Annotated in this window: 21 protein-coding genes; 12 read left to right on the top strand and 9 right to left on the bottom strand. The window is 36.9% G+C overall.

What is annotated here, in order from left to right; all coding sequences use genetic code 11:
• Positions 1 to 510 carry a 5-(carboxyamino)imidazole ribonucleotide mutase gene (purE, locus tag IPK35_09460; GenBank protein MBK8053483.1) on the top strand — a complete coding sequence of 170 codons (510 nt, stop codon included), beginning with the start codon at positions 1 to 3 and terminating at the stop codon, positions 508 to 510.
• 219 nt (positions 511 to 729) lie between these two features.
• Positions 730 to 1,413, top strand: coding sequence for a tRNA (guanosine(37)-N1)-methyltransferase TrmD (gene trmD, locus IPK35_09455; GenBank protein ID MBK8053482.1), 684 nt, complete (start codon positions 730 to 732; stop codon positions 1,411 to 1,413).
• Positions 1,414 to 1,418: 5 nt separating this feature from the next.
• Here the strand turns inward: trmD and pyk are convergent, their stop codons facing one another.
• The gene (gene pyk, locus IPK35_09450; GenBank protein MBK8053481.1) at positions 1,419 to 2,852 is read right to left on the bottom strand and encodes a pyruvate kinase; all 1,434 of its coding nucleotides are present in this window, start codon (positions 2,850 to 2,852) and stop codon (positions 1,419 to 1,421) included.
• Between the two features lie 373 nt (positions 2,853 to 3,225).
• Between pyk and IPK35_09445 the strand changes: the two genes are divergently transcribed.
• Positions 3,226 to 3,792: an NfeD family protein gene (locus IPK35_09445; protein ID MBK8053480.1), complete on the top strand. Its 567-nt coding sequence runs from the start codon at positions 3,226 to 3,228 to the stop codon at positions 3,790 to 3,792.
• Between the two features lie 74 nt (positions 3,793 to 3,866).
• Positions 3,867 to 5,399, top strand: coding sequence for a flotillin family protein (locus IPK35_09440; GenBank protein ID MBK8053479.1), 1,533 nt, complete (start codon positions 3,867 to 3,869; stop codon positions 5,397 to 5,399).
• Between the two features lie 322 nt (positions 5,400 to 5,721).
• Here IPK35_09440 and IPK35_09435 read toward each other — a convergent pair whose 3' ends face one another.
• On the bottom strand, positions 5,722 to 6,414 hold the full coding sequence (locus IPK35_09435) for an outer membrane lipoprotein carrier protein LolA (GenBank protein ID MBK8053478.1): 693 nt from the start codon (positions 6,412 to 6,414) through the stop codon (positions 5,722 to 5,724).
• Positions 6,415 to 6,933: 519 nt separating this feature from the next.
• Here IPK35_09435 and IPK35_09430 point away from each other — a divergent pair.
• The 7 genes from IPK35_09430 to IPK35_09400 all read left to right on the top strand — a co-directional run bounded on the left by IPK35_09430 (position 6,934) and on the right by IPK35_09400 (position 13,461).
• Positions 6,934 to 7,710, top strand: a complete 777-nt coding sequence (locus IPK35_09430; protein MBK8053477.1) for an ABC transporter permease — start codon at positions 6,934 to 6,936, stop codon at positions 7,708 to 7,710.
• Positions 7,707 to 8,462 (top strand): ATP-binding cassette domain-containing protein, encoded by a 756-nt coding sequence (locus IPK35_09425; GenBank protein MBK8053476.1) that lies wholly within the window; start codon positions 7,707 to 7,709, stop codon positions 8,460 to 8,462. Before IPK35_09430 ends, IPK35_09425 begins: the two co-directional genes overlap by 4 nt.
• A 9-nt stretch (positions 8,463 to 8,471) precedes the next feature.
• The gene (locus IPK35_09420; protein MBK8053475.1) at positions 8,472 to 9,506 is read left to right on the top strand and encodes an MCE family protein; all 1,035 of its coding nucleotides are present in this window, start codon (positions 8,472 to 8,474) and stop codon (positions 9,504 to 9,506) included.
• Positions 9,507 to 10,021: 515 nt separating this feature from the next.
• Positions 10,022 to 11,536 (top strand): hypothetical protein, encoded by a 1,515-nt coding sequence (locus IPK35_09415; GenBank protein MBK8053474.1) that lies wholly within the window; start codon positions 10,022 to 10,024, stop codon positions 11,534 to 11,536.
• Positions 11,536 to 12,282, top strand: coding sequence for a DUF4292 domain-containing protein (locus IPK35_09410; GenBank protein ID MBK8053473.1), 747 nt, complete (start codon positions 11,536 to 11,538; stop codon positions 12,280 to 12,282). The genes IPK35_09415 and IPK35_09410 overlap by 1 nt, the downstream gene beginning before the upstream one ends.
• Entirely contained in the window at positions 12,266 to 12,469 is a 204-nt protein-coding gene (locus IPK35_09405) for a hypothetical protein (protein MBK8053472.1), read from the top strand. The genes IPK35_09410 and IPK35_09405 overlap by 17 nt, the downstream gene beginning before the upstream one ends.
• Complete coding sequence (locus IPK35_09400) at positions 12,466 to 13,461, top strand: peptidoglycan DD-metalloendopeptidase family protein (GenBank protein MBK8053471.1); 996 nt, start codon at positions 12,466 to 12,468, stop codon at positions 13,459 to 13,461. Before IPK35_09405 ends, IPK35_09400 begins: the two co-directional genes overlap by 4 nt.
• A gap of 91 nt (positions 13,462 to 13,552) precedes the next feature.
• Here the strand turns inward: IPK35_09400 and IPK35_09395 are convergent, their stop codons facing one another.
• The 4 genes from IPK35_09395 to IPK35_09380 all read right to left on the bottom strand — a co-directional run bounded on the left by IPK35_09395 (position 13,553) and on the right by IPK35_09380 (position 15,589).
• Positions 13,553 to 14,056, bottom strand: a complete 504-nt coding sequence (locus IPK35_09395; GenBank protein ID MBK8053470.1) for a TraB/GumN family protein — start codon at positions 14,054 to 14,056, stop codon at positions 13,553 to 13,555.
• Positions 14,002 to 14,328, bottom strand: a complete 327-nt coding sequence (locus IPK35_09390; protein ID MBK8053469.1) for a TraB/GumN family protein — start codon at positions 14,326 to 14,328, stop codon at positions 14,002 to 14,004. Before IPK35_09390 ends, IPK35_09395 begins: the two co-directional genes overlap by 55 nt.
• A gap of 214 nt (positions 14,329 to 14,542) precedes the next feature.
• Positions 14,543 to 15,031: an Lrp/AsnC family transcriptional regulator gene (locus tag IPK35_09385; protein MBK8053468.1), complete on the bottom strand. Its 489-nt coding sequence runs from the start codon at positions 15,029 to 15,031 to the stop codon at positions 14,543 to 14,545.
• A gap of 357 nt (positions 15,032 to 15,388) precedes the next feature.
• A complete protein-coding gene (locus IPK35_09380) occupies positions 15,389 to 15,589 on the bottom strand; it encodes a hypothetical protein (protein MBK8053467.1) in 201 nt (66 codons plus the stop codon).
• A 238-nt stretch (positions 15,590 to 15,827) separates the two neighbouring features.
• Here IPK35_09380 and IPK35_09375 point away from each other — a divergent pair, with 238 nt between their 5' ends.
• Positions 15,828 to 16,529 (top strand): SDR family oxidoreductase, encoded by a 702-nt coding sequence (locus IPK35_09375; GenBank protein MBK8053466.1) that lies wholly within the window; start codon positions 15,828 to 15,830, stop codon positions 16,527 to 16,529.
• Between the two features lie 339 nt (positions 16,530 to 16,868).
• Here the strand turns inward: IPK35_09375 and typA are convergent, their stop codons facing one another.
• The 3 genes from typA to IPK35_09360 form a co-directional block, all read right to left on the bottom strand.
• Positions 16,869 to 18,644: a translational GTPase TypA gene (gene typA / locus IPK35_09370; protein MBK8053465.1), complete on the bottom strand. Its 1,776-nt coding sequence runs from the start codon at positions 18,642 to 18,644 to the stop codon at positions 16,869 to 16,871.
• Between the two features lie 77 nt (positions 18,645 to 18,721).
• Positions 18,722 to 20,401 (bottom strand): DEAD/DEAH box helicase, encoded by a 1,680-nt coding sequence (locus IPK35_09365; protein ID MBK8053464.1) that lies wholly within the window; start codon positions 20,399 to 20,401, stop codon positions 18,722 to 18,724.
• A gap of 620 nt (positions 20,402 to 21,021) precedes the next feature.
• Positions 21,022 to 22,050: a fatty acid desaturase gene (locus IPK35_09360; protein ID MBK8053463.1), complete on the bottom strand. Its 1,029-nt coding sequence runs from the start codon at positions 22,048 to 22,050 to the stop codon at positions 21,022 to 21,024.
• Positions 22,051 to 22,338: the final 288 nt, after the last annotated feature.

Below are 22,338 nucleotides of genomic sequence, written 5' to 3'. Positions count from 1 at the left end.
ATGGAGAAACCAGTAGTTAGTATCATCATGGGCTCAGACTCAGACCTGCCGGTCATGAATCAAGCTGCAGAAATGCTGGAATATTTTGGAATACCATTTGAAAAGACCATTGTTTCCGCACATAGGACACCACTGAGGATGGTAGAGTTTGCACAAAATGCGCATATCAGAGGTATTCAGGTGATCATCGCAGGGGCAGGCGGGGCAGCCCACTTACCTGGAATGGTCGCATCTATCTCACCCTTGCCCGTAATCGGGGTACCTGTCAAGTCTTCCAATTCAATTGATGGTTGGGATTCTGTACTTTCTATACTTCAGATGCCCGGCGGTATTCCGGTAGCTACAGTAGCACTGAATGGTGCAAAAAATGCAGGGATTTTAGCCGCTTCCATTCTGGGTGTCAGTGATCTGTCCATGCGCGACAAAATATCCGCATATAAGGCAAAGCTCCATGATGAAGTTATGGAAAAAGTAGATAAATTGGATAAAGATAGAATGAAAAAAGAATAAAGAATTTTGGATATCTTAAGCTAAACTAAGAGTATGTTTAAATTTTTATTGCCTTAAAATCAATATATTATGAACCTGACTTCAAAATAATCGCCTTATTTAGTTCACTAAATGCGTTGATTATTTTATCGCCAGAACCATAATCTATTGATTTACAACTAAGAAAAATTTTAAACATACTCTAACCGGGAAAATCCAGGAACTAAAAACCTAAAAGCTATGCAAATAGATATTGTCACCGTAGTACCGGATCTTCTAAAGAGTCCATTTGAGCACTCCATTATGAAAAGAGCCGGAGACAAAGGCTTACTAAATATTAATGTCGTCAACCTAAGATCATTTGGACTTGGCATTCACCATCAGGTGGATGACTATCAGTATGGCGGAGGCGCTGGCATGGTGATGATGTGTGAACCACTTGATGCTTGCATTTCAGAGTTAAAATCCAATACCAAATACGACGAAATCATATACCTGACTCCTGACGGTCTGACTTTTAATCAAAAGACAGCCAACCGTTTATCTTGCCTAAAAAGTATAATGATCATCTGCGGACATTATAAAGGCATCGATCAGCGGATCAGGGACTTACACGTAACGATGGAAATTTCTGTTGGGGATTTTGTACTATCAGGTGGTGAACTGGCAGCAGCTGTCATTACTGATGCAATAGGAAGACTTATCCCTGGAGTGCTCAATGATGAAACAAGTGCATTGACAGATTCATTTCAGGACGATTTGCTGGCTCCGCCTGTATATACACGGCCGGCAGATTTTAAGGGACTGAAGGTGCCCGATGTACTGTTATCAGGTCATGACAGACTCATAGATGAATGGCGATATGAAGCAGCTCTCAGAATCACGGAGGCTAAAAGACCTGATTTGCTCAAAACAGATAAATAGAGATATCACTCAATTATGGTAATCTTCAACATATTGGTTCTGAATCTTTTGTGAAGGGGCATACTACCTGTATTAACTACTATATCACCTGTTTGCACAATACCTTCGTCTACTAAAATTTGATTGACGTCTTCAATGGTTTCATCAGTAGTAGTAAATTTTGTATACAAATGACAAGTAACACCCCAAACGAGACTCAGTGTATTCAACATATAAGGTTTATCTGAGAATATATGGATATCGGGTTTAGGTCTGTATGCGGACATTTTGAAGGCGGTATAGCCATTCACTGTCAGACCAAGTATAGCTTTTGCATTAACTGATTCTGCCATCTGAGGAGCATGGATACATAGGGTATCAGATAGGAATGTGTCTGAATCAGGGTCAGGGGCCGGTCTTTTACCTTGTAAGTGAAAATGAGCTTCAGCCTCACCGATAATCCTTCGCATCGCTTCCACAACCAATCCAGGATGATTTCCCACGGCAGTTTCGCCACTGAGCATCACAGCATCTGTACCGTCAAGGACTGCATTGGCAACATCTGTTACTTCGGCTCTGGTAGGAGATGGATTGGTGATCATGCTTTCCATCATTTGTGTAGCTACTATGACCGGTTTTGCTCTTTGGATACATTTTGCAATGATCATTTTTTGGAGCGCGGGTAGCTTTTCGATGGGTATCTCTACACCCAGGTCTCCTCTGGCTATCATGATGGCATCTGATGCTTTTATAATCTCTTTGATATTGGTTATTGCTTCAGGTTTTTCTATTTTTGAAACAACTTTTGCTATATGTTTTTTTGCCTTTATCCTTTTCTGAAGATCTCTTACATCGCGCGCCTGTCTGACAAATGACAAAGCAATCCAGTTGACTGGTTGTGTGAGGATATAATCCAGATCTTCCAGGTCTTTTTCTGTCAATGAAGGTTGTGACACTGCTGTGTCTGGTAGATTGACACCTTTATTGGATGACAATACACTTCCAAAAAGCACCATAAGTTTGACTTCATTGATCTTATTGGTTGAGATAACTTCCAATACAATTTTTCCATCATCAACAAGCACTTTTTCACCAACTTTTACATCACGTGCAAATCCTTCATAACTCATGTAGATTTTTTCCTTCGTGCCGATACATTCTTCATTGACAAAAGTCAGTACATCGCCTTGGGATATTTCCAGACCATTATTTTCCATTTTACCAACCCGAAGTTTTGGTCCCTGAAGATCTGCCAGAATACCTACGTGAACTTTATACTGCTCATTGATTTCAAGAATATTGTCGATAACCTTCTGATGTTCTGAATGCGCACCATGTGAAAAGTTTAATCTGAATACATTTACACCAGCTTGCACCAGGTCGAGTAATGCTTCTTTAGAATTTGATGCGGGACCAACTGTGGCTAAAATTTTTGTTTTTTGATGATTGTTGACATGGATCAGTGGAGCCATAAAATGTTTTGATTTCTATTTAAAAGGAAAGGCAAAGATAGTGTAAATAACACAATAACGCATTTTGTTTATCAATGTTTCAATTATATTTATTCAAATGACTAAATTCGAACTATTGTATAAACAAATTTTGGGAGATACCAAAATCAAAGAATGAGTAAATCTCCTGTCATTTTTAAACCTGCCCGACTTTGTTTGACCCGTGATAAAGATCTAGTTTGCTTTCGGTTTGACTTTAAGATTCATCGAAAATTTTGTAGTAATTGGTCATGAAGAAACTACTATTAGTCAGATTTTTTAAGTATTTTTGGAATTTATTAACACTTTATTGTGTTTACAAACTGTATTAAAACTTTTAACTATGTTTGATTTTCTGAGTGATGCTGATATTTACCTGAAGACATTTTGGTATGTGGCTATGCCGGTATCTCTGATTTTTATCCTGCAGTCTGTTATGACTTTTATTGGTATTGGTGATATGGATACAGATCATGATACAGGTGGAGAATTCGGTCATGGTGACAGCCCTATGGAATTATTTACATTAAGGAATATAATTAATTTCCTTTTGGGATTCAGTTGGGGTGGTATCAGTTTTTATAATACTATAGACAACAAATTCCTTCTGATTACTGCTTCAGTAGGTGTAGGAGTGATATTTGTAACATTATTCTTTTACTTGATTCAGCAGTTCAGAAAACTTGAAGAAGACAATACTTTTACCACACAGGCAGTGATCAATCAGGAAGCAGAAGTATACCTGAGAATACCACCTGCAGGTGAAGGTAACGGAAAAATTCAGGTGTCTCACAACGGGGCAGTCCATGAACTGCCGGCTATCGCGGAGTCAGAGGCTATTGCAACCGGTGATAAGGTGTTGATTATTGATGTTTTGCCGGAGGAAGTTGTGGTCGTCAGGAAATTGTAATGTAAAATCTTTGAAAATAGTATTTCCATAAAAATTAAAAATTATTAATTAACCAATCAAAATCACTTTATTTTATGAATGAATTATCAGGTTTTGGCCCTATGCTGATCATCTTAGTAGCGGCCTTTGTTTTTTTTATCATCATTTTGGCGCTGATCTCCAGGTACAAGAGATGCCCGTCAGACAAAATACTCGTAGTGTATGGTCGAACCGGAGGCACATCTGCTAAATGTATCCATGGAGGAGGTGCTTTTATTTGGCCTGTGATCCAGGATTACGCCTATTTAGACCTTAAACCGATCTCAATAGAAGCCAATCTTACCAATGCACTAAGCAGACAAAATATCAGGGTGGATGTACCGTGCAGGTTTACTATTGCCATCTCCACAGAGACGGATAGTATGAATAATGCTGCCGAAAGATTATTGGGACTGAAGCATGAACAGATTCAGGAATTGTCAAAAGATATATTATTCGGACAGTTGAGGCTGGTTATTGCCACTATGTCCATTGAAGAGATCAACTCCGACAGAGATAAATTTCTTGAAAACATTTCTAAAAATGTGGATACTGAGCTTAAAAAAATTGGCTTAAAACTGATCAACGTCAATGTCACTGACATCAAGGATGAGTCAGGTTATATCGAAGCTTTGGGAAAAGAAGCAGCTGCCAAAGCAATCAATGAAGCCAAAATAAGTGTTGCCGAGCAGGAAAAAATAGGAGAAACAGGAAAAGCTATGGCAGACAGAGAACGTGATATATCCATCGCGGAAACTCACAGAGATCGGGATGTAAAAATGGCGATGACCCAAAAAGACAAAGAAGTTAGCATCGCTGCCGCTAACAGAGATGAAGCTATAGGTAAAGCTGAAGCTGAAAGAGATACCAGGGTGAAGATGTCTGAAGCTAATGCTATTGCTGTGCAAGGTGAAAACGAAGCAAAAATCTCTATTGCCAATTCTGATGCCTTGCGTCGTGAAAAGGAAGCAGAGTCAAATCGTATAGCAATCACTGCAGAGAAGGTACAACAAGCAAGAGCACTCGAAGAAGCATATTCAGCAGAGCAAAAGGCAGAACTTGCCAGGTCCGAGAGAGAGCGGTCAAGTCAGATAGCCAATGTGGTCATACCTGCAGAAATAGCAAAACAGAGAGCTATCATCGATGCTCAGGCCGAAGCAGAACGCATAAGAGTGAATGCTAAGGGAGAAGCAGATGCCATTTTTGCAAAAATGGAAGCGGAGGCAAAAGGATTGTATGAAATACTTACCAAACAGGCTGAAGGTTACGAAAAGGTTGTTCAAGCGGCTGGTGGAGATCCATCGAAAGCATTCCAATTGTTGCTGATTGAAAAATTGCCTGAATTGGTGAAAACACAGGTAGAAGCTGTCAAAAATATCAAGATTGATAAAATCACGGTTTGGGACAGTGGAAATGGAGGCAATGAAAATGGCAATGGAGCCACAGCCAACTTTGTAGCCGGTATGATGAAGTCTGTACCGCCGCTCAATGATCTTTTTAATATGGCTGGCTTAAACCTTCCCACTTATCTGAAAGGAACAGAGCCGACAAAAGAAATTACATCTGCAGAACCGGATAAAAAAGAATAGTTGATGTATAACAAATATCAGAAAAGTGAAAGGTCAGGCAAAGTCTGGCCTTTTGTTTTTAACCTTATTTGTAAAAATGATTTTACTAAAAAATCATTAAAATTGAAAATATGTTCGTAATTGGTATTTTTGGTCCGACCTTCAGCAATAAAAAATCTCTCCTTATCCAGTCTGTGAATTATGGTAGAAAGCAGGTCCATTTCTATTTTTAAATTGTGGTCGTTGGTGATGACCGTATTCCAAGTAAATAAAAAAAGCGATTCCTGGAGGTTGAAACCAAGAATCGCTGGTTGGTAAACTGAGTAACTGAATTCGGTTCTATTTAATCAATCCTCAGATCTTCAATATGAACACCTGTTACTGCTTTTGGGTTGAAAGTAAAGAGTGCAGGGTCATATTTTTTATTTGACTTAATGTCATTTATTTTTAAAGTATATTTTGATCCATCTTTGGAAAAGACACGTAAAGATACCATTTTATTTAAATTTTTATCAACTGTCAGCCTCAATTTTGTAAAATCAGACTTTTTGCTTACTGGCTTAAATTCAATATCTGTAAAGGTCGAATTTCCCACTTTCCTTTCTTCAATGATGGCATAAATATATTCACCTTTTTCGTAGAGCGTTAGCAATTGTTTGGGAGACATAATAGCCGATGACTCCGATTCGTCATAGTCACTGATCTGGACTTCCTTGTTTTTCTTGAGATACACCCATACTGATTTATAATCGCAATATATTTCCTGGTCCTTCATTTTCAACTGATATTTTTTCCCATCCTGTATGACGCTGCCGTTTTGAATTTCGGTGGGCTTATTTGGTAGTTCCAGTTCCATGCTAAAACTGATTTCCAAAGTCTTATAGCTGTCATATTGTTTCTTCAGCTTATCAAGTATCGTTTTTGCTTTTGGGTCATTGTCTTTTTTGGATAAGTATGTGGACTGACCTGCAACTATACTGACGACCATAGTGCATATAAAAAATAGATTTGCAATTTTAATTAAACCCTGATGCATACCTGTTGAGATATTTTGATGTAAGACAATATAACGGTCTGAAAAGTTAAAATATTTTAGTCAATATATTGTTAAAGTTTATATTTGACCATCAGTCATGACATTAAGTTTGTATAACAAACTGAACAAATTCAATTTTTCTTCCCCGCTACCCTCATTCCCTTAAGAGCTTGTCAAGCTACGCTTGAGACGACCTGCCCAATTCAACCATGTATTTACCGTTTATTTAAAAGAATTCTAAAAAAGTGCAATTTGTTATACACACTGACATTAAACAATCACATGTATGACTAATATCACCAAGAGATATGGCATAAATATGCTACCTTTGAATGAGTAAATTAAGATTACAATCAAAATTTTATTTTTGGGCTGAGACTAACAAGTAATACTTTAGATTGTGTTAAATATTCCCTGAATTGCCTCCATTCGACGTCATAATTTACCATAATAGAAATACTATTTGTCAGCTTGCCCTCAAAAATAAAAATATAAACTTACTCTAAAAACCCAAACCTAATGAAAAGTGCAGAATACACAGGTTTGAAATGGATTCTTATAGAAACAGGTGAACTCTTTCTTTTTGCACAAAAGTTTTTTAAAGAACTCTTCAAAAAGCCTTTTGAAGGAAAGGAGTTTTTACGTCAGTGTTATAATGTAGGAAACAAATCATTGTTATTGGTCGCCATTACCGGATTTATCATAGGCTTGGTATTTACGATGCAATCCAGACCAAAAATGGTTGAATTGGGAGCTGACTCCTGGATACCATCGATGGTTGGAATTGCCATTCTCAGAGAGATAGGACCTATCATTACGGCTTTGATATGTGCCGGCAAAATAGGTTCAGGAATCGGTGCAGAAATTGGTTCGATGAGGGTTACAGAACAAATAGATGCCATGGAAGTTTCCGGTACCAACCCATTCAAATATCTGGTCGTCACTAGGATTCTTGCTACTACCTTTATGCTGCCCATACTAATATTATTGGCAGACATTATTGCACTGACAGGTTCATTTATTATAGAAAATATTAAAGGTGATGTCTCTTTTATTCTATTTTTCAATGAAGTAATGGCTTCGCTTGATTTTGTAGATTTAATTCCGGCTACCATAAAATCATTTTTTTTCGGCTTTGCTATTGGTTTGGTTGGTTGCTATAAAGGATATACTACCATACATGGAACGGCAGGTGTTGGTGTGTCCGCCAACTCAGCCGTAGTTGAAGCTTCGATCCTTGTGTTTTTTATTGATTTTATAGCTGTTATTATTGCAGACTTGATATATTTATCATGAAAACACAATATACCGATAATAAAAAAATCATCGAAATCCGAAACCTTTGTAAAACTTTCGGAGATCACAAAGTACTTGACAATTTTGATCTTGACCTGTACGAAGGAGAAACTCTGGTAATAATGGGAAAATCCGGTAGTGGAAAATCTGTCATGATCAAATGTCTGATAGGATTGGAAAAGCCGGATTCAGGTCAGATTACTATAATGGGTAAGAATATGGAAACCTTACAGGATGTGGAATTGGATGAAATCAGAACAGATGTAGGTTTTTTATTTCAAGGAAGTGCACTTTATGACTCCATGACAGTAAGAGATAACATTGAGTTTCCGTTGAGAAGACATACTCTGAAGTTTGGCAGAATCCGGGACGCGACACCAATGGTGATGGAAGTATTGAAAAATGTCGGCCTGGAGGAGACCATTGATCTCATGCCTGAAGAATTGTCAGGTGGTATGAAAAGAAGGATTGCTTTGGCCAGAACATTAATCCTAAAGCCCAAAATAATTTTATATGATGAACCTACCACAGGACTGGATCCTATTACTGCCAAAGAAATCATTTTGCTGATGAAAACCATCCAAAGCCAATATAAGACATCATCCATTGTAATAACCCATGATGTAGACTGCGCCAGGTTTACAGCGAACAGGATGGTTCTGCTGGTTGATGGAATGAATTACGCAGAAGGTAAATTTGCAGAACTTGACGCATCAAAAGACCCAAAAGTGATGGCATTTTTTAAATCTTAATTTAAAAAAATGGAAAAGGCAGATTTTCATAAACTAAAACTTGGAATATTTGTAATTTCAGGTATTACTATTTTCCTTTTATTTGCATATTTCATTGGTAATCAAAGCAATATATGGGGCACTAATACAGAAGTATACGCTATTTTTGATAACATCAATGGGCTGAAAGCCGGAAATAATGTCAGATACTCTGGCATGAATTCCGGCACAGTGACATCTATCTATATGGCGAACGACTCACAAGTGGTTGTGATCATTTCATTGCAAAAAAATGTAATAAAACATATTAAAAAAGATTCTAAAGCAGCTATTACTTCTGATGGCCTCGTGGGTAATATGGTAGTAAACATCATCCCAGGTAGTCCGGAAGCAGGCCTTATTTCTAAAGGGGACACCTTGAAGTCTTTTGCAAGAATAAGGACAGATGAAATGCTTCAAACTTTAAGCGTGACAAATGAAAATGCAGCTCTGCTTACTGCAGAATTGCTAAAAATAAGCAAGGAAATATCTTCAGGTGACGGGATTATCAGACAACTTTTATCTGATGGCCACATGGCCAACGATTTAAAATTTACGATTCATAATTTAGGAATAGCTTCAAACCAATCAGTAGTAACCATTCAAAAAGTGAATGAAATGGTGTCATCATTAGATAAAAAGGACAATGTTCTAGGAACCTTGAAAGACACATCAACAGCAAACAAATTAAAAAACATCATCACAAATATCGAAAAAGTGTCAAAAAATATTGAAGGCGTAGTACAAAATCTAAACTCTACGATCGATAACGCGAATCAAACTATAGATAATGTAAAAAGTGGCGAAGGTCTGATCAACCATTTGTCCAATGATCCAAATCTGGTCAAAAAAGTAGATCGAACTTTAGTTCAGCTGGATTCAGCAATTTTTCAGATTAATAATGCCGGCATCTTGCTCAACCAAAACCTGGAAGCGTTAAAGCATAACTGGTTGTTACGTGGATATTTTGAAAAGTTAGAAAAAGAGAAATTGAAATCAAAAGATCAAAAAATAAAGATAAAATAATTGCAGGATGTAAGGGTTTGTTTTAAACTTTTATCATTAAGCTCCAAGTGGCAAATTTAAGCACACTCGGGTATATCCCAACATTGAATTATATTATATGATTTTTTTTTAGTACTGAATTTAGATGATTATCCTAATAATTAGGGGTTTATGGGTAGGATTCCCAAGGGATGTAGCCTACCCCTGACAAGGCACACATGCCGAGGTTAAGAGGTGGAAATGTTGGCTTTTCTTACCCCTACCCAAAAGGGGAAACCTACGCTTTGGTGCAATAGATTGGGTAGGACGTCTCAAGCGTAGCTTGACAGGCTCTTTAGGAAATGAGCTCTGCCTAAGTAGTCACGCAGAGATTGCGGTCAGTTCAAGCAATTTCAGTGCAAAAAATAGAGTACGCCGTCATATTCTAATTATCATTTGAGCTACTTTCTACAGACATTAAAAAAAATTCAATGTGTTTTTATAACTTTGAACCTACTTTTGACGTTTTAGATTTCATCCAGTATTAAAACTTAAAAATGACAATTAGAAAAAGAATTTTGATTATTCATCTCTTATGGAGTATGATGATACCAAAATTAATTCATTCTCAGGCCATTGACAGCAGAAAAACCGAAGATGATGTCAAAATAGAAGACCAATTCATTGCTGCAAAGTTATTAGTGACATCGGGAAAAAAACCGGAAGCTATAAAACTACTCGATTCTCTAAGGCGAGTGACACCGCCAAGCGCGTCTATTAATTTTGAGCTTGCGAAACTATACCAAAGCAATAAGGACATCAATCAGGCCGAGTCCAATCTGAAAGCAGCGGTACAATTAGAGCCTGATAATATCTGGATAAGAAAGTGGGAAGTTAGTTTTAACCTGGAATTGGGAAGAAATAGTGAAGCCATCAAAACACTGCAACATCTTATCACCTTGCAGCCAAAAGACTCAGAAACTTATGATCAGATAGTGCAGATCCATTTGAAATCTGAAGAATACTCAAAAGCACTGCAGGTACTTGAATTTAAGGAAAAAAATATAGGGTGGAGCGTTGGTAATACTATCATGAAGGCTGAGATTCTGGATGCGTCAGGAAAACTCAATGAATGTATAGGAACTTTAAAAACCATCACTGCCAAATACCCTTCAGAAAAAAAATACTACGTATTGATTGTCAAAACATTACATGCCAACGACAAAATAACTGAAAGCGAACCGTATCTTAAAAAAATATTGGAAATCGACCCAAATGATAATGATGCCAAACTAGGTTTGCTCTTGCTAAACAAAGGAAAAGGGACACGCGATGATTATTTTGCTTCTTTGATGCCTCTGATCTCCAATGCTGATGCGCCTATTGACATCAAAATCAAAGAATTGATTCCTTATGTACAAAAACATGCCGTGACTGCAGACACCATACTCGGCAATCAACTGATATCAGTATGTGATAAGTTGGTCATCGCGCATCCCGGAGATGCCAAATCCCATGCTGTCTATGGTGACGTACTCAAAAATAATGGAAACTATGTCGCTGCCATGAGGCAATATGAAAAAACGCTCAGTCTTAATAATAAAAATTATGTTGTCTGGGAGCAGCTTATGTTTTGTCAGATGTTTACCCAAGACTTTGAATCTCTTGCTGCCACGTCATCAGATGCTATAGATTTTTTTCCAAATCAAGCCATGTCCTATTATTTTGCATCGGTAGCTTTGATTTCAAAAAATGAATTGAAAAAAGCGGAAAATACACTTGCAGAAGCCTCCATGATAGCAGCTGGAAATCCTGATCTGGATTCGAGAATCGTAGCGACCACAGGACAAATATACCTCCTGAAGAAAGAATTTAATAAGGCAAAAACTTATGCCGAACAAGCCATACAGATGAGCAATGGAAAAAGTATTGAAGCTGCAGAATTGATGGGTGACATATACATAGCTTTGGAAGACGGCAGAAACGCTGCGATTTTCTATCAAAAATCCTATGATTTGGGTAACCGTTCAAAGTTACTGTTGAATAAAATATCCAGCCTTAAAAATAACTAATGCGCCCAATAATATTTTTGCTCATTGCCATCTTACTGGGGTCTTGCAAAACGACCAGAAGACTTGGTCCCGTACCAGAAAGGTCCATGGAAGAAGTCATTGCTGCACTTAAGAATAGAAATATCGACTTTCAGTGGTTTAGTGCTAAAGCAAGCACTTCGCTTGAATCGCCGGATGAAAATATTTCCGGAACACTTCATGTGCGAATGAAGTCAGACAGTATTATCTGGGTAGCTGTGAAAAAATTAGTGGAAGTTGCCAGAATTCTTGCTGAAAAAGAGAAATATACGGTTCTATACCGATACGTCTCAGAATATGAAGTATGGCCACTGAAGCATCTTAAATCGTATGTAAACACTGATGCCGAATTTTCTGATATCCAACAACTCTTATTTGGAAATGTAATCATTCCGGAAGCATCAGACTCAAAACTATCAAAAGATTCGATATACTATGTCATCGAAACAAAATCCGGAGACCTGTTTCTAAAATACTATCTCAATGGATACAACCTGGAATTGACAAAAATGGAAATTTCCGATATGATGGGAAGGACAGCGTCAGTTCTGTATTCGGATTACCGAGCAGCGGGCAAACATGATCAGTTTTCGTATCAAAGAGTATATCGTTTTCCAAATCCATCGGGTGAGTACAGCACGATCACTATGGACCTTTCAGATGTTGAAATAGATATTCCCAAAGATATTAATTTTTCAATTCCCAGTCATTATGAAAGGATTAATTAAAATACTATCGCTATCAATAATTTTATTTTTGCTGCATACTGATTGCAGATCGCAAACAAGAAATGAACTGGAAAAGCAGCGCATGCAAATCATCAGGGATATCGAAAAAACGTCAAAGGAACTTGAAAAACCAAATCCTCCAAAGAACAAAATCTTACAAAACTCAAAATTCTGGAAGACCAGATGAGTAGCAGAAAAAAGCTATTAAGTAACCTCCAGTATGAAGTAAAAATAAACGATAATATCATCAACAGAAATGAAAATACTATTTCTAAACTAAAATTAAAACATGAATCGCTGAAAGGTCAGTTTGCTACCTTGGCTCGCCGGAACTATTACAAAAAGATGAGTAATTCGAAGTGGACTTATATTTTGTCTTCTGAAAATCTGAATAATCTTTTTTTAAGATGGAGGTATATGCATCAGTTGGAAACATTTACATCCCAAAAACTCCAGGAAATCCAATCTCTAACCGGTGAAATCAAACAAAAAAATCAAGAAATATTAGAGACAAAAGAAAAAAGCCTTATCACCATCCAGGAAACTTCAAAAAATGTAGCCACTCTGGAAAAAGAGCAAAAGGAAAAAGATCAGATTGTAAAAAAGCTATCACAGGAAGAAGATAAACTGAAGGCAACTCTGAAAAAACGTGAAAAGGAAAGAGAAAATTTGAATTTAGCTATAGAAAAGGTCATCATTGCCGAGCTGAATAAGTCAAAATCAAAAGAAAAATCTGATGTTTCGGCTGTCAAAAAAAAGGAAATAGACAATTCAGGTTTTTCCAAAAATCAAGGTGCTCTTGACTGGCCGGTATCAAAAGGTAAAATAACAGGGCGGTTTGGCATTCATCCCCACCCTACTATAAAATCCATTGAGGTATCCAATAATGGAGTAGATTTTACTATTCCGGGTGATGTTGATGTGACCTGTATCTATGAAGGTGAAGTGGTCGGTATCACAAGTATTCCCGGTTTCAATATTATGATCATCATCAGACATGGCAGCTATTATACTGTTTATTCGAAACTGGAAAGTGTCAGTGTCAGCAAAGGTCAAAAACTCAAATTAGGCCAAAAAATAGGAACTGTTACTTCAGGAGGAGACGGAAATTCTGAATTACATTTTGAATTGTGGAAAGACAAAGTGAAACTTGATCCTCAAAAATGGTTTAACAAGTAGTTGTCAGTAATATACACAGCTATTTTAAAAAAAGTGAGATACAAATAGATACAACCAGTAAGGGACAAAAAACTAAAAAAATTTGAGTATCTTAAATTTCCACGAGTTTTACTTTATATCCTTGCTTTTTCAGAAGATTTAATAGTCCTTTATTCCCTCCCAGGTGAGCTGCGCCGACTGCAACAAAACATGGTTTGAGTTGATGAATTTCTATCACTCTTTTTACCATACGTTCATTTCGTCCATAAATCATCAATTTTCTGATTTTACCCATACTCTTTTTTGTGATACGATATAAACTATTGAAATCACCTTGACTATATAACCGATTGATAGTCAACACTCTTTTTCTGAATGCTGAAATATTTTTAACAGTGTCTTTAAAGGATTTAATCTGAAAGTCGATGGGTATACTCTTTAATATCTCCAACTGGTCAGCAAGAGACTCCACACCTGTCATTTCCTTGCCCAATGATAATGCATATGACCACAAATGATGATCAAGTGGTTCATTTTCTGATTTGGTCAGAGATAATTCTGCTAATAAGTTATTGATAAAAAAAGGAGAATAATTTTCAAAGTTTTGAATGTCCACTTTAAAGGAACGATAAATGACCTTCTGATGTTTTTTGTATTGCTTAGGTCTAAAAAACCAGAAAATACTTCCCCTTCCGGCAATAAAAAATATCGAATGATGTCAGAAGACTGTGATGCGTTAAGATCCATTTCAGCAGCATAAGTGGAAACTGTCTGAATATATTTGCGAGCCTTTTCTACAAAAGTATAAGCTTCTTTTGTACTCATGTGCATCGTTCCAAAGAGATAACTGCACACTTCAGGGTCAGTTTCATAAAATTTCCACAACATCAGATAGTAAGGTTAAGATTAAGAGTATGTTTAAAATAAAAAACCGCCTCTATTTTTATGCAAAACAAAGACGGTTATATTTTCAATAACGGAAACCTCGGTTTAGGTAAGGTTTTTGGTATTTATCGTAAAAGATAGAGGACGATAACAATAAAAGATTTTAATTATCAAATATCTCGAAAATCAGTTCCTTTTCCAATAAAGTTACAGATGCTTACTCTTCTGCATTTTCATAATCAAAAGGTAACACTTTCTCTTTTTTCACTTTTGACAATGTCATGAGTGTTTTTAGCCTTTCAATTTCTTCTATCTGAGATAATGTCTTGAAAAGCATTTTTTCATACGTCGGAATATCTTTACAAACTATCTTCAGAAGAAAATCTGCATCCCCAGTGATGATATAACATTCTGTGATCTCAGGGACATTTTTCACCTTCATAATAAAATTGTCTAAAGCATTTGGCTTTTGCCATGCTAAAGATACCAATACAAAAGTTTTTACATTCAGACCGATTGCTGAAGAATCTACTTTTGCGTGATAACTCTGAATGATTCCGGATTGTTCAAGTTTTTTAACTCTTTCCAATGTTGGAGCAGGAGAAAGACCAATTCTTTTTGAGAGATCAAGATTAGTAATTTTACTGTTTTCCTGAAGCATCTTTAAAATCTTAAGATCGATTTTATCCATTTTGTAGTCTGCCATTGTAAATTATTTTAAAATTTTATTTGTTAATATTTGGTAAATCGGCCGCAAAGAAAATAAAATTCTTTGATATTACAAATGAATAACGAAACAAATGCAATTTTTGTTTTAATAAAACCACCAATTGTGAAAATAATTTTTGCAAAGTAAGGCCTATGGTTTAAAAAAAGAGAAAAAAAAAGCCGAAGACTGATTATTCTTCGGCAACAAAACAATTAACTATGAAAAACGCTTATTTTATGTGGACCGGCACAGTGTAGACTTTGTTATACTCAAGTTCATTTACTGCTATTTTTTTGTAGTTCAGTGTACTCTTGACCACATTATCCAATTCTTTGTTATTAGTGGTCACAACGATCACTTCATTCTGAGAGTTGATAAAAAACTGATATTAATCTTTGTTTCAGTTTTGATATAGTTTGTAAAATCAATAGTATTCAAAATAGACTGGATTTGTACACCTTCAGGTTTTTTAGCATTTGAAACTTCAGCTGCATTAGAAAATTGTGTTATTAATGCAAAAACGAAAACTGCGATAAAACTTTTTAAACTCTTCATGATAATTAATATTTAATAGGTTAATAATCAAAATTATACATCAATGACGCAATACTACATCTATAAGTTGCATGCATCAGTACGAAGTCACCGAAATACTCTACAAAAGGACGGATAAATCGGATAAAAGGATTCAGGAAGTGGTTAACAGGCTTTTTTGCAGGATATGATATATTTAGGAATTCATTAAAAACAATCATCCTCAACTTGCCGTTAGATAATATTAAAATACACTCTTATGAATATTGTCATCTCAGGAGCTTCAAAAGGTATTGGTAAGGCTATAGCCCTGAAATTTATTAATGAAGGACATAACGTGGCTATTTGCAGCCGAAATGAAACCAGCCTTGAAGCTTTCAGGTCTGAATCTGACAGATTGGGAGTGCCATCAAAAGTGATCACCTTCAAGACTGATATCAGTATTCGATCAGAAGTCATAGCTTTTGCACAGGAATGTATCACCCAATTTGGAGTCATTGATGTACTCATCAACAATGCCGGAGTATTTTTCCCAGGAAAGATCACGGAAGAAGAAGATGGAAAACTGGAAAAACTGATCGAAACTAATTTGTACAGCGCATATCATCTTACACGTGCAATTTTTCCTCACATGAAGAATTCCGGTAAACCGCATATTTTTAACATTTGCAGCATTGCAAGTATTACAGCGTATCCGAATGGAGGCTCTTATAGTATCTCCAAATTTGCATTGCTTGGGTTTTCTAAAGTATTGAGAGAAGAACTGAAAGAAAAAGGGATAAAAGTGACTGCAGTTTTGCCCGGCGCCACCTGGTCTGATTCATGGGCAGGTGTAGATTTGCCATTTGAGCGTTTAATGGAAGCGAATGATATCGCAGATCTGGTCTGGAATACTTACCAGTTAGGACCCTCGGCGGTAGTAGAAGAGATTATCATCAGACCTTTGGAAGGTGATTTGTAAAGTAGGTTTTTTAAAATAAAACCAATTTATTTTGAGTATTGATTACTTCCATACTACTGTTAGGCCGCAATCAGTGTATTTATGAATATGCTCATCGTCAGTGATAAAGGTAAGATTGTTTTGGATTGATTGCCACGCTATCATACGGTCAAATGGATCTCTATGGTGGAAAGTTTTGAGCTTATAAGAAAAACAACGAACAATTAACCAATGACGGTATTGAAAAAGGGCTGCCGCCCTTGGTAGAATGACAGCCCTTTTTAGATTATGTATAAGTTTTTATCATTTGGCTCCACGGGACAAATTTAAACATACTCCTAATTTTCTTATAAAAAAAGTCTATTGAGGCTTAAAACTGATTTTGCGCATCCTCAGACTCTGAGGTGTTACTTCGAGATATTCATCTTCTCTGATATATTCCATGGCTTCTTCCAGAGAAAATTGAATTTTCGGAGCTATTTTCATATTTTCATCAGAACCTGAAGCCCGCATATTGGTCAGTTTTTTACCTTTGATCACATTGATTTCAAGATCGTTGTCCCTGGAATGTTCGCCCAAGACCATGCCTATATAAATTTGCTCTCCCGGATCTATAAAAAACTTACCTCTGTCCTGCAGCCTGTCTATAGCAAAAGGCAGTGCCTGGCCCTGCTCCATGGAGACCATCGACCCTTTCAGTCTTGCCGGCAGGTCACCTTTGAATGGTTCAAACTGGTAAAATCGATGTGTCATCACAGCCTCTCCCTGTGTGGATGTGAGTATATTATTTCTTAATCCTATAATGCCTCTGGCAGGAATCTCAAATTCCAGGTGCTGTACATCACCTTTGGGCTCCATCACTTTGAGCAATCCTTTGCGTTGTGTGATTTGTTCTATAACCTTTCCCGACGAAACCTCGGGGACATCAACCACAAGAATTTCTATTGGCTCACATTTTACACCGTCTATTTCTTTTATGATGACCTGTGGTTTTCCTACCTGCAATTCATACCCTTCCCTGCGCATTGTTTCTATCAGAACACTTAAATGTAACACTCCACGGCCATAAACATTAAATTTATCTTCAGTCTCACCATCTTCTATGCGTAAAGCAAGATTTTTTTCCAACTCTTTGTACAATCTTTCTCTAAGGTGTCTGGAAGTCACATATTTTCCCTCTTTACCAAAAAATGGCGAATTGTTGATCGTAAATAACATACTCATTGTGGGTTCATCGACTTCAATCCTTGGCAAAGCTTCAGGTTCGTTCAGATCCACGATAGAGTCTCCAATATCAAAATCATCAATGCCTACCACAGCACAAAGGTCTCCGCTTCTTACTTTTGACACTTTGGCTTTGCCCAATCCTTCAAAAACAAAAAGTTCTTTGACCCTGACTTTTTTCATTACTCCTCCTTTTTTACAGATAAAGTAATCCTTATTTTCTTCCAGGTCTCCTCGATACACCCTCCCGATAGCAATACGACCCTGAAAAGCATTGAAATCTAAAGAAGTAATACCCATTTGTACCGGACCTTCCTTGTATGGAGCCTCCGGAATGACATCGATGACAGCCTGAAGCAGCGGTTGAATGTCTTTTGTTCTGATAGTGTGATCAAAACTCATCCAGCCATCCCGACTTGACCCAAACAGCGTGACAAAATCCAACTGCTCTTCTGTAGCACCAAGATTGTACATCAGATCAAACACGTCACTTTGTACTTCTTCGGGACGGCAGTTTTCCTTGTCCACTTTATTGATTACAACTATCGGCTTCAAGCCCAACTCAATGGCTTTATTCAGCACAAATCTTGTCTGAGGCATCGGGCCTTCAAATGCATCCACAAGCAATAAAACACCATCGGCAAGATTCAAAACTCTTTCCACTTCGCCACCGAAATCAGAGTGACCTGGTGTATCTATGATATTGATTTTGACTCCATTATACTGTACAGATACATTTTTTGAAAGTATTGTGATACCACGCTCCCTTTCCAGGTCATTATTGTCCAAAATCAACTCTCCTGTATCTTTACGTTCATCCATGGCCTTACATTCATGGATGATTTTATCCACTAGAGTTGTCTTCCCGTGATCTACGTGGGCAATGATGGCAATATTACGAATAGACTCCATATAGTTTGTTATTGATTAATGCTTGTTGATTAAAATATATTGGTAAATGGTTTTTGATATTGGGCAATCCCAATCTTCTAATATTGACTTACGTCTTCCTTTTTTATAGTTATGCGACGTCCTCTGTATTTCAGAATTTTGCCACTATCCAGAAATTTCGCAAATTTTTTATCAATTTCGACCAGACAATGTCTTTTCTGGATGTCAATATTTCCAATTTGCTTTTTTGAAAGACCCGCGTGACCAGCAAGTATATCAATCAGAACTCCCGGGTGTATATTGTCAATCTTGCCTATATTGACGAAAAAAGTATCCATGTGCGGATTTGAATGATAACCCCTTTCTCTTGAGCCCCTATCTCTTCTATCATCCCTTTGATGTTTACTGCCGGTTTCGATTTTTCTACCTTGACGATCATCTCTTCTTTCATTTGATATGATATTCAAGTCATCTTTTTCGACTTTTTTATACAGTTTATTGAACTCAATCGCCAGAACTTTTTGAACCAAATCCTCTTTGGACAAAGACTCAAAGGTTTCCAATGCTTTTGAAATAAGGTCTTCATTCAATTCTATAGTATCTGTATGAAGTACTTTTTCAGTCCATTTTTCCAGTTTTTTACTATACATCTGCGATTGGAGAGGTACTTTTATATGCTTGATATCTACACCTATTGTCCTTTCAAAAAACCTGATCCTTCCGATATCCTGTGGTGTCACAATGGCAAGTGATGTACCTTTTTTACCAGCTCTCGCAGTGCGACCTGATCTGTGGGTATAGTATTCAGGGTTTTCAGGAAGAGAATAGTGCACTACGTGTGTGAGCGAATCCACATCTATACCTCGTGCAGCTACATCAGTCGCCACCAGGATAGAAGTAGTCTTATTTCTGAATTTTGCCATTACAGCATCTCTTTGAGATTGAGACATGTCTCCGTGCAATGGTTCAGCTCTATACCCTTCTTTTTCAAGATAATCAGCGAGTTCCTGAGTATCCATCTTGGTTTTGCAGAAAACAACGCCATAGAAATCAGTAAGATAATCCAGTACCCTTTTGAGTGCTGCTTCTTTGTCATGTTTGCTGACGTAGATATATTTATGGTCTATGTTCTCATTGGTTTTGCTCTCAGAGTGAATTTTCACTTCAAAAGGTTTCTCCATATATGTGCCCACAATTCTTCTGATTTCAGGTGGCATGGTCGCTGAAAACAACCATAAAACCTTCTCTTCAGGTGTGAATTGAAGTATTTTATCAATATCTTCCTGAAAGCCCATATTGAGCATTTCGTCTGCTTCGTCAAGCACGAGAAACTCAATTTGGTCCAGTTTGACGGCTTTTCTATCTATGAGATCCTGTAGCCTTCCGGGTGTGGCCACCAAAATGTGTGGTGCAGCTTTTTTCAGATCTCTGATTTGGGTGGTGATGGGTGTTCCACCATATACTACCTGGACCCTAAGGCCTTTTTTGTATTTTCCGAAATTTTCAAGTTCACGGGATATTTGCTGAGCAAGCTCCCTGGTAGGAGCAAGTATGAGCGCATAAACATGACTTATGGAAGTGTCTAAAAAATGAATCAGAGGCAATCCGAAAGCTGCGGTTTTGCCAGTTCCTGTTTGTGCCAGTCCGATAAAATCGGGTCTGTTTTGAAGAAGATTTGGGATAGATTTACTTTGTATTTCAGTAGGAGTAACAAAACCAATTTCTTCGAGTGACTTCAGGATATCGTCACTCAGTCCTAATTCCTTAAATGTTTGCAAGGGTAAATTTTATTTGAAGCCGCAAAGATAATCAAATATTTTGCAAGTAAACCATGTTCAGGAACAGACATGGAATAATGTTTTGTTAATAGGTGATGTGTGTATAACAAATTGTACAAATTCATATTTTCTTCCCCACTACCCTCATTCCCTTAAAGGGACGAGCCCCTCAATCCAACCACATTTTTGTTGTCTTTTAAGAACAATACTGAAAACGTGCAATTTGTTAAACACACATAGGTAATGTACTTACAAACATTCAAACTAATTTAAATCATTGTTTAATGGCCCTCACACAAATAAACGAAGGAAAATCGCATAACTCTTTATAGTGCCTTGGATCATATTTTTCAAATTCCTTTACTGGTTTGGGTTCAAAGACTTTTTCACCGTAAAACCCATTATCTTTCTATGATAATAAATAATTTCAATCGATCGGTGATTGTTATGCATTTCAACGGGTAAACCAAAACCTTACCACCATTATTTATTTATAAGCTAATTTTTCATATGCTTCTAATATTTTTTGTTTGTTGTTTTGACATAATAAAAACATGTTTTATCAGTCGATAACTACTATACTAATAAATTATTTTGAAGATTTTAATTTTATACGGGTATCAGACCGATCCTGCTTTTTCTCGCTGATAGTACTCCGCAAAAGTAATCATCCTTTGGGTAGACTCGTCCCACAACTTGTTGGATGCAAGTTTAAGACTTTGCCAAAAAGTAATGACGGTCACATACTGATTGATCCATTGGTTTTCTGCCAATGCACTTTTAAGATTATAATTGGGTATGGCGGGATTCAAATGGTGAATATGATGAATACCAATATTTCCTGTCAACCAGTTAAACATCCTGGGAACCTTATAATACGTAGATCCTCTGATGGCTGCTGTGAGATAGTCCCACTTATCGCGCCACTGTTTATAAGCTTCTTCATGTTGATGTTGTACATAAAAAAACCAGATGGCAATGACTGAAAATATCACAACAATGGTAAAATGAGTAAGAAGGAACTTTCCAAATCCTAAAAAATATCCTAAAACCAAAAAAATACTGACTAAAATGAAATTATTCAGCCAAAGGCGCCATTTTTCATTTTTAAAAACATCCATTTTTATCATAGGAAGCCTGTTGTGTATCACGACATAATATATTGGCCCTAAGATAAACATAACTAAAAATGACCTGTAAAGTCTGTATTTAAATCTTCCCCATTTATTGAGAACTTTGAACTCATTGACTGTCAGCGTGTCTATGTCACCGATATCTCTTAATTCCAGCTGACCATTGTGAGCGTGATGTAGATGGTGGGATTTTGACCAATAATGATATGGTATTGTACTGAATAAAGAACAGATGTAACCAACCACTGCCCTTGCTTTTCCATTGGACAAAAATGTCCTATGACCACAATCATGTTGAATAATAAATATACGTACAAGAAAGAAGGCATTGATCACCCCAAGACCAAAAGTAAGCCAATAACTGTAATCCAGCGATAGGTACATCAATACCCAAATGGCAAGAAAAGGTCCAAAAGAGTTGATAATCTGAATGATTGCTTTTGTTTTGCTGGTTTGTGTATGTTTGTTGAAGGATTTCAGGAGGAATTTGTCTATCTTAATATTCTCAGTCGTCATCAAAATCGCATTATTTTATAAAATGCAAAGATATGGAAACTTTGCAACCTATACATATAAAATTCTATAAAAGTGTGTATAACTACGGGCATAAGATTTTATAATGTATCATAATTGTGTGTGTATAACATATTGCACTTCTTTTAGGATAAGAATGAAAACGAGCTAACGGCACTTTTGAGAATGTGTCTAGATGGAATATTTCATCAATTTACCCCCGACCCCTGAAGGGGAGATCAGATGCCTGAAGAGTGGTAAAGGGTGGGTCGTCTCAAGCGTAGCTTGACA

The organism is Saprospiraceae bacterium, from assembly GCA_016713025.1.
Classification (GTDB): domain Bacteria; phylum Bacteroidota; class Bacteroidia; order Chitinophagales; family Saprospiraceae; genus OLB9.
Note: the sequence above shows the minus strand (reverse complement) of the source record. Positions and strands in the feature narration are given on the sequence as shown.

What these genes read in the sequence shown, in the direction of transcription:
- purE (MBK8053483.1), top strand. Translation starts at nt 1, where the DNA reads ATGGAGAAACCAGTAGTTAGTATCATCATGGGCTCAGACTCAGACCTG.
- trmD (MBK8053482.1), top strand. Translation starts at nt 730, where the DNA reads ATGCAAATAGATATTGTCACCGTAGTACCGGATCTTCTAAAGAGTCCA.
- IPK35_09445 (MBK8053480.1), top strand. Translation starts at nt 3,226, where the DNA reads ATGTTTGATTTTCTGAGTGATGCTGATATTTACCTGAAGACATTTTGG.
- IPK35_09440 (MBK8053479.1), top strand. Translation starts at nt 3,867, where the DNA reads ATGAATGAATTATCAGGTTTTGGCCCTATGCTGATCATCTTAGTAGCG.
- IPK35_09435 (MBK8053478.1), bottom strand. Translation starts at nt 6,414, where the DNA reads ATGCATCAGGGTTTAATTAAAATTGCAAATCTATTTTTTATATGCACT.
- IPK35_09430 (MBK8053477.1), top strand. Translation starts at nt 6,934, where the DNA reads ATGAAAAGTGCAGAATACACAGGTTTGAAATGGATTCTTATAGAAACA.
- IPK35_09425 (MBK8053476.1), top strand. Translation starts at nt 7,707, where the DNA reads ATGAAAACACAATATACCGATAATAAAAAAATCATCGAAATCCGAAAC.
- IPK35_09420 (MBK8053475.1), top strand. Translation starts at nt 8,472, where the DNA reads ATGGAAAAGGCAGATTTTCATAAACTAAAACTTGGAATATTTGTAATT.
- IPK35_09415 (MBK8053474.1), top strand. Translation starts at nt 10,022, where the DNA reads ATGACAATTAGAAAAAGAATTTTGATTATTCATCTCTTATGGAGTATG.
- IPK35_09410 (MBK8053473.1), top strand. Translation starts at nt 11,536, where the DNA reads ATGCGCCCAATAATATTTTTGCTCATTGCCATCTTACTGGGGTCTTGC.
- IPK35_09405 (MBK8053472.1), top strand. Translation starts at nt 12,266, where the DNA reads ATGAAAGGATTAATTAAAATACTATCGCTATCAATAATTTTATTTTTG.
- IPK35_09400 (MBK8053471.1), top strand. Translation starts at nt 12,466, where the DNA reads ATGAGTAGCAGAAAAAAGCTATTAAGTAACCTCCAGTATGAAGTAAAA.
- IPK35_09390 (MBK8053469.1), bottom strand. Translation starts at nt 14,328, where the DNA reads ATGTTGTGGAAATTTTATGAAACTGACCCTGAAGTGTGCAGTTATCTC.
- IPK35_09385 (MBK8053468.1), bottom strand. Translation starts at nt 15,031, where the DNA reads ATGGCAGACTACAAAATGGATAAAATCGATCTTAAGATTTTAAAGATG.
- IPK35_09380 (MBK8053467.1), bottom strand. Translation starts at nt 15,589, where the DNA reads ATGAAGAGTTTAAAAAGTTTTATCGCAGTTTTCGTTTTTGCATTAATA.
- IPK35_09375 (MBK8053466.1), top strand. Translation starts at nt 15,828, where the DNA reads ATGAATATTGTCATCTCAGGAGCTTCAAAAGGTATTGGTAAGGCTATA.
- typA (MBK8053465.1), bottom strand. Translation starts at nt 18,644, where the DNA reads ATGGAGTCTATTCGTAATATTGCCATCATTGCCCACGTAGATCACGGG.
- IPK35_09360 (MBK8053463.1), bottom strand. Translation starts at nt 22,050, where the DNA reads ATGACGACTGAGAATATTAAGATAGACAAATTCCTCCTGAAATCCTTC.